The sequence below is a fragment of the Phenylobacterium sp. LjRoot97 genome (genome assembly GCF_964254345.1).
GTDB lineage: Bacteria > Pseudomonadota > Alphaproteobacteria > Caulobacterales > Caulobacteraceae > Phenylobacterium.
The window spans coordinates 2,011,189-2,023,022 of sequence record NZ_CAXUTH020000001.1 but is presented as its reverse complement, the minus strand read 5'-3'; the positions used below and the strand labels follow the sequence as shown (position 1 = coordinate 2,023,022).

The 11,834-nt window shown below is 67.1% G+C and carries 11 protein-coding genes; 3 read left to right on the top strand and 8 right to left on the bottom strand.

Annotated features, from left to right (window positions below):
- Positions 1 to 30: 30 nt before the first annotated feature.
- The 3 genes from gltX to ACSQ2H_RS10130 all read left to right on the top strand — a co-directional run bounded on the left by gltX (position 31) and on the right by ACSQ2H_RS10130 (position 3,281).
- On the top strand, positions 31 to 1,443 hold the full coding sequence (gene gltX, locus ACSQ2H_RS10140; RefSeq protein ID WP_436061279.1) for a glutamate--tRNA ligase: 1,413 nt from the start codon (positions 31 to 33) through the stop codon (positions 1,441 to 1,443).
- 57 nt (positions 1,444 to 1,500) lie between these two features.
- Positions 1,501 to 2,781: a citrate synthase gene (gltA, locus tag ACSQ2H_RS10135; RefSeq protein WP_436061278.1), complete on the top strand. Its 1,281-nt coding sequence runs from the start codon at positions 1,501 to 1,503 to the stop codon at positions 2,779 to 2,781.
- A gap of 140 nt (positions 2,782 to 2,921) precedes the next feature.
- Entirely contained in the window at positions 2,922 to 3,281 is a 360-nt protein-coding gene (locus ACSQ2H_RS10130; protein WP_436061277.1) for a hypothetical protein, read from the top strand.
- Here ACSQ2H_RS10130 and lpxB read toward each other — a convergent pair.
- Genes lpxB through rseP form a run of 8 tightly spaced genes read right to left on the bottom strand, consistent with a single transcriptional unit; the run spans position 3,231 to position 11,831 of the window.
- Positions 3,231 to 4,388, bottom strand: a complete 1,158-nt coding sequence (lpxB, locus tag ACSQ2H_RS10125; protein ID WP_436061276.1) for a lipid-A-disaccharide synthase — start codon at positions 4,386 to 4,388, stop codon at positions 3,231 to 3,233. The genes ACSQ2H_RS10130 and lpxB overlap by 51 nt on opposite strands.
- Positions 4,385 to 5,227, bottom strand: coding sequence for a UDP-2,3-diacylglucosamine diphosphatase (gene lpxI / locus ACSQ2H_RS10120; RefSeq protein WP_436061275.1), 843 nt, complete (start codon positions 5,225 to 5,227; stop codon positions 4,385 to 4,387). Before lpxI ends, lpxB begins: the two co-directional genes overlap by 4 nt.
- A gap of 3 nt (positions 5,228 to 5,230) precedes the next feature.
- Positions 5,231 to 6,028 (bottom strand): acyl-ACP--UDP-N-acetylglucosamine O-acyltransferase, encoded by a 798-nt coding sequence (gene lpxA / locus ACSQ2H_RS10115; RefSeq protein WP_436061274.1) that lies wholly within the window; start codon positions 6,026 to 6,028, stop codon positions 5,231 to 5,233.
- On the bottom strand, positions 6,025 to 6,492 hold the full coding sequence (fabZ, locus tag ACSQ2H_RS10110) for a 3-hydroxyacyl-ACP dehydratase FabZ (RefSeq protein ID WP_436061273.1): 468 nt from the start codon (positions 6,490 to 6,492) through the stop codon (positions 6,025 to 6,027). Before fabZ ends, lpxA begins: the two co-directional genes overlap by 4 nt.
- On the bottom strand, positions 6,489 to 7,505 hold the full coding sequence (lpxD, locus tag ACSQ2H_RS10105; protein WP_436061272.1) for a UDP-3-O-(3-hydroxymyristoyl)glucosamine N-acyltransferase: 1,017 nt from the start codon (positions 7,503 to 7,505) through the stop codon (positions 6,489 to 6,491). Before lpxD ends, fabZ begins: the two co-directional genes overlap by 4 nt.
- Positions 7,506 to 7,546: 41 nt before the next feature.
- Positions 7,547 to 8,170: an OmpH family outer membrane protein gene (locus ACSQ2H_RS10100; protein WP_436061271.1), complete on the bottom strand. Its 624-nt coding sequence runs from the start codon at positions 8,168 to 8,170 to the stop codon at positions 7,547 to 7,549.
- A 9-nt stretch (positions 8,171 to 8,179) separates the two neighbouring features.
- Entirely contained in the window at positions 8,180 to 10,582 is a 2,403-nt protein-coding gene (gene bamA / locus ACSQ2H_RS10095; protein WP_436061270.1) for an outer membrane protein assembly factor BamA, read from the bottom strand.
- A 31-nt stretch (positions 10,583 to 10,613) separates the two neighbouring features.
- A complete protein-coding gene (rseP, locus tag ACSQ2H_RS10090) occupies positions 10,614 to 11,831 on the bottom strand; it encodes an RIP metalloprotease RseP (RefSeq protein WP_436061269.1) in 1,218 nt (405 codons plus the stop codon).
- Positions 11,832 to 11,834: the final 3 nt, after the last annotated feature.

Genomic DNA, 11,834 nt, shown 5'->3' with positions numbered 1-11,834 from the left:
GCGCCTGCTGCAGACATAGCTTCAATCTCGATGTCCGACCGTCCCGTCGTCACCCGGATCGCCCCCTCCCCAACCGGCTCAATGCACATTGGCACGGCCCGGACGGCGCTTTTCAACTGGCTTTATGCAAAGCACACCGGCGGCCAGTTCCTGCTGCGCATCGAGGACACCGACCGCGAGCGTTCGACCGACGCGGCCGTGAAGGTCATTTTCGACGGCCTCGACTGGCTGGGCCTGAAGCCCGACGCCGAGCCGGTGTTCCAGTTCGCCCGCGCCGATCGCCACCGCGAAGTCGTGGCCGAGATGCTCGCCAGCGGCGGGGCCTACCGCTGCTACATGACGCCTGAGGAACTTGAGATCGAGCGCGAAGCCGCGCGCGCCGAGGGCCGGGTGATCCGCTCGCCGTGGCGCGAGCGCACCGACGCCGGCAACTACGATGAGGCCCAGCCCTACGTCGTGCGCTTGAAGAGCCCCCTCGAAGGCGAGACGGTGATCGCCGACGAGGTTAAGGGCCAGGTCACTTTCCAGAACAAGACCCTGGATGATCTGATCCTGCTGCGCTCGGACGGCACGCCGACCTACAACCTCGCCGTCGTGGTCGACGACCATGACATGGGCATCACCCATGTGATCCGCGGCGACGACCACCTGAACAACGCCGCCCGTCAGACCCTGATCTACCAGGCGATGGGCTGGGAGGTTCCGGTCTGGGCGCACCTGCCGCTGATCCACGGCCCGGACGGAACCAAGCTGTCCAAGCGCCACGGCGCGCAGGCCGTCAGCGAATTCGACGACATGGGCTATCTGCCCGAAGCCATGCGCAACTACCTGGCCAAGCTGGGCTGGGGCCATGGTGACGACGAGATCTTCTCCGACGAGCAGGCGATCAGCTGGTTCGACGTCAAGGACGTGGTCGGCGCTCCCGCCCGCCTCGACTGGGACAAGCTCAACCACCTGAACAACCACTACATCCGCCAGGCCGAACCGGCCCGGCTGGCCAAGCTGGTCGTCGGGATCCACAAGAGCCGCGACTTCCCGCTGCACGACGGCGACGAGGCGATCATCGAGCGCACCGTGCCGCTGGTGCGCGACGGCGCCAAGACGATGCCGGAACTGGCCGACGCGACGGTCTTTGCTCTCAAGCGCCGTCCGCTGGAACTTCCGGAAAAGGCCAAGGGCCTGCTGACCGACGAGACCCGCGCGCGGCTGGGCCGCCTGCGCGACCACCTCGACGGCCAACCCGATTGGACGGTTCCGGCGCTCGAAGCGGCGCTTCGCGGCTTCGCCGAATCCGAGGGCGTGGGGATGGGCAAGTTCGGCCCAGCCTTACGTGGCGTCCTCTCTGGAGGGTCCCCGGCCCCTGATCTGGCCGGAGCCCTTGTGAGCCTTGGGAAACCGGAAAGTTTGGGGCGCCTCGACGACGCGCTTTCACACTCCGCATAAGGCGCTATAAGGCACCCTGAAACGGGTGTTTAACTCCTGCAAGACGGAAGGAATGGCATGGGCGATACGGCTAAGGTGAGTTTCGACGGCAAGTCGGTCGAACTGCCGATCCTCAAGGGCACCGACGGCCCCGCGGTCGTCGACATTCGGAAACTCTACGCCGAGGCCGACGTCTTCACTTACGACCCGGGCTTCACCTCGACGGCGAGCTGCGAAAGCAAGATCACCTTCATCGATGGCGACAAGGGCGTTCTGCTGCATCGCGGTTATCCGATCGATCAGCTGGCCGAGAAGTCGAGCTTCCTCGAAGTCTGCTACCTCCTGCTGAACGGCGACCTGCCGAACGCCAAGGAGTTCGAGACCTTCGAGCACAACATCACCTATCACACGATGCTGCACGAGCAGTTCGATAGGTTCTTCATGGGCTTCCGTCGCGACGCCCACCCGATGGCCATCATGGTCGGCGCCGTCGGCGCTCTGTCGGCCTTCTATCACGACAGCACCAACATCGATGATCCGGAACAGCGGATGATCTCGTCGCATCGGCTCATCGCCAAGATGCCGACGATCGCCGCGCGCGCCTTCAAGTACTTCAAGGGCCAGCCGTTTGTGCATCCGCGCAACGACCTGTCCTACTCGGAGAACTTCCTGCGCATGTGCTTCTCGGTCCCGGCCGAGGACTGGAAGCCGAATCCGGTGCTGACCCGCGCCATGGACCGCATCTTCATCCTGCATGCGGACCACGAGCAGAACGCCTCGACCTCGACCGTCCGCCTGGCCGGTTCGTCGGGCGCCAATCCGTTCGCCTGCATCGCGGCCGGCATCGCCTGCCTTTGGGGCCCGAGCCACGGCGGCGCGAACGAAGAAGCGCTGAACATGCTCAAGGAGATCGGCTCGGTGGAGAACATCCCCGAGTACGTCCAGGGCGTGAAGGACCGTCGCTATCGCCTGATGGGCTTCGGTCACCGCGTCTATAAGAACTACGACCCGCGCGCGACCGTGATGCAGAAGACCTGCCACGAAGTGCTCGCCGAAGTCGGCCACGGGGATGACCCGCTGCTGAAGGTCGCGATGGAGCTGGAAAAGGTCGCCCTGAGCGATCCGTACTTCATCGAACGCAAGCTCTACCCGAACGTCGACTTCTACTCGGGCATCACCCTGCGCGCCCTCGGCTTCCCGCCGGAGATGTTCACCGTGCTGTTCGCCCTGGCCCGCACCGTGGGCTGGATCAGCCAGTGGAAGGAAATGATCGAGGATCCCTCGCAGAAGATCGGCCGTCCGCGCCAGATCTACACGGGCGCTGGCCCGCGCGACTACGTCGCGGTCGACAAGCGCTAAGCTCGATCGACATCCAAGACATCAGCCCCGTCCGGTTCGCCGGGCGGGGCTTTTGTTTGGCGCCTAGGTATACGCCTAGGTTGCGGCGATTGCTCATGCTCGTAGGGTTTGCTCCGCCAACCCGCATGAGGAGCACGCCCATGGCGTTCATGGCGAAGCTGAACGAACCGCAGATCACCCGCGACATGTACGAGCAGGTCCGCGCCGAGATCGATTGGGATCACAATCCGCCCGTCGGATGCCTGCTGCACATCGCCTCGTTCGACGAGGCCGGCGCGCACACGGTCGACATCTGGGACAACGAGGAAGACCTCAAGGACTACCTGGAAGACCGCTTCATGCCGGCCTTGCGCAAGTTGGGGCTGGGGCCGGTCAATCCCACCTGGTCGGAGCTGCACGTCTGCGCGGCGGCTCCCGAGATCCAGCAGTACGTGCTGGACGCCGCGCCGCTACGCTCGCGACCCGAGCACTTCCAGAACGGCGTCGGCCGCCACGTCTGACGGGTCGGCCCCGCCGCGCCCCATCTTCTGCAGGGCCGCGGTCTGGGCCGCGGTCTGCCGCTCGCGCAGCGCCGGATCGTCGAGGCGCATCGCGACCTCACGGGCGAGCGCCGGCCCGTTGCAGTCGTCCTGCACCAGTTCAGGCGCGACGAAGTCCTTCGCCGCGATGTTGAACAGCGTGATGTAGGGCGTGCGGATCAGCCGCTTGAGGATCGTATGGGTCATCGCGCCCAGCCGGTAGCCGACGACGATCGGCACGCCGGCCAGGGCCAGCTCGGTCGTGACCGTGCCCGAACAGGCCAGCGCCACGGTCGCGGCCTTCATGGCGTCGAGCTTCGCGCCTTCGCCCTCGACGACGTGAGCCCAGCCGGAGGCCTGCTCCTTGACCGTCGCCGCGACCGTCGGCGCGGCCGGGATGATCACCTGCAGGTCGGGGCGCGCGGCCTTGAGGATCGCCACCGCATCGGCGAAGGGCGGCAGCACGCGGCTGATCTCCCCCGGCCGGCTGCCCGGCAGCACCAGCAGCACCGGCGCGTCGGGCGCGACGCCCAGTCGGCTCCGCAGCCGGCCGCCGTCAGCCTGCGAAAAGTCGAGCGTCAGCGCCGAGTTGCCGACGAACGTCACCGGCAGGCCCTCGGCCTCGAAATACGGCGCGTCGAACACATGGATCGACAGCAGATGGTCGACGGTCGCCGCCAGGGTCTTGGCCCGGCCCGGACGCGTCGCCCAAACCTGGGGCGCGACGTATTTGATGAGCGGCAGTTTCGGGTCGAGCTTGCGAAGTTGCTGCGCCACCCGCAGCGTGAAGCCCCAGGAGTCGATCAGGACCACCACATCGGGCTTCTCGCGCTTGGCCAGGGCGACGGTGTCCTCGACCCGCGCCACGACCTTGCGATAGGCCAGCAGGCCCTCCAGCAGCCCCAGGATCGACAGCTGCGCGATGTCGAACGGGCTCTGCACGCCCTCGGCCGCCATCTTCGCCCCGCCGACCCCGACGAAGCGGACGCCGTCGCCCAGCCGCGCACGCAGCGCCCGCGCCAGGCCCGCGCCGCGGTCGTCGCCCGAGGCTTCCGCCGCGACCAGCATGACGCACAGCGGCTTGCTCACGGCGCGCTGGAGGGTTCGACCCCCACCACGAAGATGCCGAGTTCGTCGGCCAGGGCGATCACCGCCTCGCGGTCGAGCACCAATAGCCGCCCGACCTCGCCCGCCACGCCGGCCAGGCCCGCCTGGGCCGCCCGCTGGATGGTGTTGAGGCCGATGGTCGGCAGATCGATGCGAGTCTCCTGGATCGGCTTGGGCGCCTTGGCCAGCACGCCGCGCGGCGCGTCCGCCGTTCCGCGGATGTTGCGCGGCAGTTCGGCGACCCGGCGCAGCATCGCGTCGGTGCCTTCCTGCGCCTCGACGGCCAGCACCAAGCCGTCGCAGACGACGGCGCCCTGCCCCACGTCCAGTTGGCCGATGGCCCGCGCCACCCGCAACGCATGTTGGACATCGGCCATCTGCTCGTCGCTGGGCGTGACCGCGCCCAGAGGACCGGCCGAGAGCGTCAGGTCGCCCATCACCTCGTGCGCGCCTTCGACGACGAAGCCTTCCTTCTCGAACTCGCCGAGCAACTGGCGCAGCAGCGCGTCGTCGCCCTGGCGCGCCGCGGCGATCACGCCGGGCAGAGCCATGAGCCCGCGCAGGTCCGGGGTCAGCGACTTGAAGTCGGGCCGATCGACGGTGCCGACCAGCGTCACCGCCTTGCAGCCGGCGCGCTTCAACGCCTTGAAGCACTTGCCGAGCTCGGCGATGCCGATGTCCTCTCCTGGGAACCGGGCGATCTCCTCGCCGGCGAACCCCTTGAGACGGACGATGAAGAACGGGCGTCCGGCGCGTTCGCAGTACTGTGCGATCTCGACCGGCAGGTTCCCGCCGCCCGCAATCAGCCCGAGCTTCTGCACGTACTAGACCTCCCGCTCCGGGAGGCAGAGCGGCCGGCTGGCGTCGGCGCGGATGAAGTCGACGATCTCCATGACCTCGGGGGAGCCGGAATAGGTCTCCACCGTGTCGTCGAGCCGTTCCTGGAAGGTGCCTTCATCGGCGAACAGCATGCGATAGGCCGCGCGCATGGTGTTGATCGTCTCGCGGCTGAAACCGCGGCGCTTCAGGCCCAGCAGGTTCAGGCCCTCGAGGTGGGCGTGGTTGCCCCACACCGAACCGTAGGGGATGACGTCCTTCACGACGGCCGCCAGGCCGCCGACCATGGCGTGCCGCCCGACGCGGGTGCGCTGGTGCACCGCAGCCAGACCACCGACGATCACGAAGTCGGCGATGTCGCAGTGCCCGCCCAGGGTCGCCTGCTTGGTCAGGATCACCTGGTCGCCGACGATGCAGTCATGTCCGACGTGGCTTTCGATCATGTAGAAGCCGTCGGAGCCGACCTTGGTCATCCCACCGCCGCCGACGGTGCCCGTGTTCATCGTCGCGTGCTCGCGGATGATGTTGCGATCGCCGATGACCAGCTGGGTCGGTTCGCCCTTGTAGGCGGTGTGCTGCGGCGGCCCGCCCAGCATGGCGAACGGGTAGACCGTGTTGCCCTCGCCCAGCGAAGTCACGCCGTCGACGACGACATGCGAGAAGAGTTTCGTGCCCGCCCCGATCTTCACATCGGGGCCCACGGTGCAGAACGGGCCGATCACGACCCCGTCGGCCAACTGGGCCTTGGGGTGGACGACGGAGCTGGGATGGACGTCGGTGCTCATGGGGTCTCCACCAGCATGGCCGCGAACTCCGCTTCAGCAGCGGTCTTGTCGCCGACCATGGCCTTGCCTTCGAACTTGAAGAGCCCCCCGCGGGCGCGCAGCACCTTGACGTGCATGCGCAGCACATCGCCCGGCCGCACCGGCTGCCGGAAACGGCAGTTGTCGACCGAGGTGAACAGAATGGTCTTGCCGGCGCGATCGACGTTCAGCGTCTTCGACATCAAAACCGCGCCGGTCTGGGCCATCGCCTCGACGATCAGCACGCCGGGCATCACCGCATAGTCCGGGAAGTGGCCTTGGAAGAACGGCTCGTTGATGGTCACGCACTTGATGCCGACGATCGACTCATTGGGCCGATACTCTTCGGCGCGATCGACCAGCAGGAACGGATAGCGATGCGGGATCCGCTCCATGATCTCCGCGATGTCGATCGAGACCTCGGCTGTCGCCGCGTCGTTGCTCATTTGTCGGTCCCCTTGCGGTTGGCGGAGCGCGACAGCCAAGCCACCTCCCGCATCCAGCGTCGAATGGGTTGTCCGGGGACCCCGCCCCAGGTTTCGCCGGCCGGAATGTCCCGGAACACGCCGGCCGCGGCGGCCACCTGGGCGCCGTCGCCGATGTTCACGTGGTCGGCCACTCCTGCGCGGCCGCCGAAGGCCGCCCCGTCGCCGATCACGACGCTGCCCGAGATGCCGGTGTGCGCAGCCATGACGCAGTTCCGTCCCACACGCACGTTGTGGGCGATCTGCACCAGGTTGTCGATCTTGGTGTTCTCGCCGATCGCCGTGTCGTCGAACGCGCCACGGTCGATGCAGGTGTTGGCGCCGATGGTCACGCCGTCCTGCAGGATGACCCGGCCCAGCTGAGGAATGTCGACGACCCCGGTGGCGCCTCCGGCCGCCCCGAAACCGGGCTCGCCGATGCGCGCGCCAGCCAGGATGCGGACCCGATCGCCGAGCAGCGCGAACCCCAGGGTGACATTGGCGCCGATCACGCAGTCGCGCCCGATGGCGACGCCCGGACCGATGACGGTGTTGGCGCCGATCTCGGTGCGCGCGCCGATCCGCGCGCCCGGTCCCACCACCACGCCGGGCGCCAGATGCACGTCTTCCTCAAGCACCGCGTCGGCGGCGATCAGGTCCGGGCCGGCGTAGCGGCGGGCCCGATGCAACCGGGTCGCCGCCGCCGCGTAGGCGGCCTGAGGCGTCGGCGTGACGAGCGCCACGCATCCTTGCGGAGCTAGGTCCCTGTCGCGCGGGGTGACGAACACCGCCGCAGCCTTCGCCGCGGCGAGGTCGGCCGCATACTTCTTGTCGGTCAGGAAGGTGACGGTGTCCGGCTGGGCGCTGGCCAGGACGGCGACGCCGCGGACCTGAACTTGGCCCTGAGCGGCGTCGGAGAGTTCGGCGCCCGTCAGGCTGGCCAGTTCGGCGAGCGTGACGGGGCCAAGGTCTTCAAAGAATCGGGGGTCGGGCATGGAAATCCTCAGCTCGACCCGCCTTTATCGCGAGTCGCGCCCTACTTGGTCGCCGCGGTCGGAGCAGCGGCCTGGTCGAGACGTTCACGGTCGAAGGTGAACTGGGTGATCTTCGCGTTCAGCGCGGTGACGACCGGCTGGCTGATGTCCATCGACGGGTTCGACAGCACGACGCTTTCGCGGTTGATCAGCAAGCTGCACTTGTTCTGCTGGTACACTTGGCTGACGATCGGGGTCAGCTCTTGGTACACGCGGCCCAGGGCCTTCTGCTGCGTCGCCTGCAGCTCACGGCCGCGCTGCTGTTCCTTGCGCTGATAGGCGTTGGCCTTGACCTGCAGGGCGGCCGCGCGGGTCTCGAACGTGTTCTGGTCGAGCGTGGCGCGCTGGCCTTCCAGCGTCTTGGCCTCGTTCTGGATCGCGGTCTGCTCGGCCTTCAGCTCGGCTTCGACCTGGGTCGCGATCTGCTGCAGGCGGGTCTGAACGTACTTCCCGACGGTCGAGGTCGCGATCGCCCCTTCCACCGAGACGGTGCAGACGCCGGGCAGCGCCGGGCCGTGGGTCACCGCGGGCGCCGCCGGGGCGGCCGCTTGCGCGAAGGCCGCGCTGGAAGCCGAAGCAGTGATGGCGGCGACACAGGTCGCCGCGACAAGGGCTTTGATCGTCATGTGGAGAATCTAGAACCTGGTTGAGGTGGAGAACCGGAACGTTTCGGTCTTGTCGTAGTCTTCTTTGGCCAAAACTTGGCTGAAGTCGAATCGGATCGGGCCCATCGGCGAGCGCCAGAACACCGACAGACCGGCCGTCGCGCGCAGCGACATGTCGTCATAGATCAGCGGGTCGACGGTGCCGTCGGCCCTCAGCTTGTCCTTGTCGTCCAGCAGGCCGAGCGTGCCGACGTCGGTGAACAGCGCGGCCTTGATGCCATACTGCTCGGGCAGCCCCGTCGGGATGGTCAGCTCGGCCGAACCGATGGCGTAGGCGCGGCCGCCGAGCGCGTCGGAGCGCCCGAAGTTCGTGTCGCGCGGACCGATGCCGGCGGTCTCGAAGCCGCGGAAGCTGTTGCCGCCCTTGTAGAAGCGGCTGTTGACCCGAACCGTGTCGCCGTTCCAGCCGGCGATGTAGCCGCCCTGCCCGGTCAGGCTCAGGATGAAGTCCTTGTTGAAGCCGTAGTACCAGCCGCCGGTCACTTCGGTGCTGATGTAGTTCACGTCGCCGCCGATGCCGGCCAGATCCTGGCTGACGTCGAACCGGAAGCCGCGGGTCGGATTGATCGGGTCGTTCCGGCGATCGTAGAGGTAGGTGTAGCCGATCAGCGACGTCAGGTACTTGCCGCGCTGGGCGCAGAGCGAGAGCGAGACCAGCGGCGCGGTCGGATCGCAGTAGGCGTCGTCGATCTGGACGTCTTCCTGACGCAGCGTGTAGCGCGTCGACATCCGCGAGTTCAGCGTCAGCGGGAACGCCATCCGGATGTTGCCGCCGACGGTCACAGTCTTATAGGCCGAGTACTCCGTCAGGTCGTAGCGGTACGAATAGAGGTCGACGCCGGCGCCCAGGTCGCGGCCCAGGAACCGCGGCTCGGTGAAGCCGAAGTCGATCTGCTGACGCAGCGAGCCGACGGACACCCGGGCGCGCAGGCTCTGGCCGCGGCCGCGGAAGTTCCGCTCGGTAACGCCGAGGTCGAGGATCAGCTGGTCGACCGACGAATAGCCGGCGCTGAACGACAGTTCCCCCGTCGGCTGCTCTTCGACCTTCACGGCCAGACGGGTGCGGTCGGGCGCCGTGCCCGGCGTCTCGTCGATGGTCACGTCCTTGAAGAAGCCGAGCGCGCGGATGTTGTTGCGCGAGCGATCGACCAGGGCGCGGTTGTAGGCGTCGCCTTCGACCAGGTTCATTTCCCGGCGGATGACGTAGTCCAGCGTGCGGGTGTTGCCGGTGACGTCGATGCGTTCGACGTACACGCGCGGGCCTTCGCGGACCTGGAACACCACGTCGACCAGGCCGGTCTCGCGGTTCGGGGTGTAGCGCGGACGCACGTCCACCGCCGCGAAGCCGGCGGCGCCGGCCGCGAAGGTCAGCGAGTCGGTCGCCGCTTCGATCTTTTCGTCCTGGTAGATCTCGCCTGAGCGGATCGGCACCAGCTGCTGCAGGACGTTCTTGTCGAGCTTCTGCAGCTCGGTTTCGACCGTGACCTTGCCGAACCGGTACTCTTTGCCTTCGTCGAGGGTGTAGGTGACGACGAAGCCGTTCTTGTCGGGCGCCAGCTCGGCGATCGCCGAGACGACGCGGAAGTCATAGAAGCCGCGGTTGCGGTAGTGCTTGCGCAGTTGCTCCTTGTCGTACTCCAGGCGGTCGGGGTCGTAGTTGGCGTTGTTCGAGAAGAACTTGTACCAGCTCGACTGCTCGGTCACGACGACGTCGCGCAGGTCGTTGTCCGAGAACTCGCTATTGCCCAGGAAGTTGACCCGAAGCACGCCGCTCTTGGGGCCTTCGTTGATCTCGAAGATCAGGTCGACGCGCTTTTGCGGCAGTTCGACGATCTTCGGCGTCACGGTCGCGGAGATGCGGCCAGAACGGCGATAGAGCTCGACGATGCGCTGGACGTCCTGCTGCACCTTGGCGCGGGTGAAGATCCCGCGCGGGCGCACGGTCACCTCGTCGCGCAGCTTGTCTTCCTTGAGACCCGAGTTCCCCTCGAACACCACCTTGTTGATGATCGGGTTCTCGACGACCGTCACGATCATGTCCGAGCCTTGCAGCTCGATCTTCACGTCGGCGAACAGGTCGGTGCGGAACAGGGTCTTCAGCGCCAGGTCGGCCTTGGCGGGATCGAGGACCTCGCCCGGCTGGATCGGCAGATAGGACAGCACGGTCGACTGCTCGATCCGCTCGTTGCCGCGCACGATGATGCGCTGAACGACGCCGGACTGCTGACCGGCGTCCTCCGGCGCAGGCTGCGGCTGAGGCGGCGTCGCCTGTTCCTGGGCCAGCACGGCGCTGGGGATGACGATCGCCGTCGAGCCCATCAGCAAGGCAAGGCCGGAGGCGAGCGCGGCGCGGCTAGCGCGGGGTCTTTGCATCGTATCAGCCGTCAATGGAAAAGCGCGGGTTTCAGGAGAAAACGCCGCCGAGGATTTTGAACACACGCAGTTGCTGCAGATCGTTCCAGGTGGCGAACAACATCAATCCCAACAGCAGCGCAAGCCCCACCCGGTAGCCCGCCGCCTGGACCCGCGCCGCCAGCGGACGCCGCGCCACCGCCTCGTAGGCGTAGAACAGCAGGTGTCCCCCATCCAGCACAGGGATCGGCAGCAGGTTCATGAAGCCGATGCTCACCGAAACGAACGCAGCCAGCTGGAGCAGATTGACGCTGCTGCCGAGGATCATTCCCCCGACATCAGGCGCGCCTTCGGCTCCGGCCTGCGCAACCTTGCCGGAGATTCGGGCGATTCCGAGAGGGCCGCTGAGCTGGTCGGGCGAAACCTGGCCCGTCACCATGCGGCCCAGGTAATAGACAGTGGTCTCGAGCGTGCGCCACGTGCGCTGCACGCCGCCCGCGACCGCCTCGACCGGGTTGTAACGGACGTGCTCGAAGTCGTCGCGGGTCTGGGCCGGAACCAGGCCCAGCATGCCTTGGCGGCGGGTGCCGGCCACCGAGTCGGTCCGCTCCACCCAGCGCGGCGTCGCCTCGATGGTCAGCTCGCTTCCCGACCGCTCGACCACGAATGCGGTCGGAACGTTGGCGCGGACCTGAACGATTTCGGCGACCTCGTCGAAGCCGCGGATACGGCGGCCGTCGGCCTCGATGATCAAGTCACCCGGCCGGAAGCCAGCCTGCTCGGCAGGGCTGCCCGGTTGAACCGACGCGATCTTGGCCGGCAGCACGTACTGGCCGAACGCCATCAGCAGTGAGGCGAACAGCGCGACAGCCAGCACAAAGTTGGCGATCGGGCCTGCGGCGACGACGATCGCGCGCTGCCACAGCGGCTTGAAGTGGAAGTAGCGGGCGACCGCCTCGTGTCCCTCGCGCCGCTCGATCGTGCGTCGCATGGTGTCGAGATCTTCGGAATCCGGCACGCTCGAAGCGTTCTCATCGCCGGTGAAGCGGACATAGCCGCCCAGCGGAATCCAGCCCACGCGCCACTCGACGCCGCACTTGTCGGTCCATGAGGCGATCGCCTTGCCGAAGCCGATGGAGAAACGGTCGATGGCCACGCCGAACATCTTGGCGGCCAGGAAGTGGCCGAGCTCGTGGATCGTGACCACGAGCCCCAGGACCAGCACGAAGGGAACGACGAAGGTCAGGGCGGTGAGGATGAAATCGAGCATCTG

Excerpts from the sequence above, each read along its gene's own strand:
- gltX (WP_436061279.1), top strand. The coding sequence starts at position 31 with ATGTCCGACCGTCCCGTCGTCACCCGGATCGCCCCCTCCCCAACCGGC.
- gltA (WP_436061278.1), top strand. The coding sequence starts at position 1,501 with ATGGGCGATACGGCTAAGGTGAGTTTCGACGGCAAGTCGGTCGAACTG.
- ACSQ2H_RS10130 (WP_436061277.1), top strand. The coding sequence starts at position 2,922 with ATGGCGTTCATGGCGAAGCTGAACGAACCGCAGATCACCCGCGACATG.
- lpxA (WP_436061274.1), bottom strand. The coding sequence starts at position 6,028 with ATGAGCACCGACGTCCATCCCAGCTCCGTCGTCCACCCCAAGGCCCAG.
- fabZ (WP_436061273.1), bottom strand. The coding sequence starts at position 6,492 with ATGAGCAACGACGCGGCGACAGCCGAGGTCTCGATCGACATCGCGGAG.
- lpxD (WP_436061272.1), bottom strand. The coding sequence starts at position 7,505 with ATGCCCGACCCCCGATTCTTTGAAGACCTTGGCCCCGTCACGCTCGCC.
- ACSQ2H_RS10100 (WP_436061271.1), bottom strand. The coding sequence starts at position 8,170 with ATGACGATCAAAGCCCTTGTCGCGGCGACCTGTGTCGCCGCCATCACT.
- bamA (WP_436061270.1), bottom strand. The coding sequence starts at position 10,582 with ATGCAAAGACCCCGCGCTAGCCGCGCCGCGCTCGCCTCCGGCCTTGCC.
- rseP (WP_436061269.1), bottom strand. The coding sequence starts at position 11,831 with ATGCTCGATTTCATCCTCACCGCCCTGACCTTCGTCGTTCCCTTCGTG.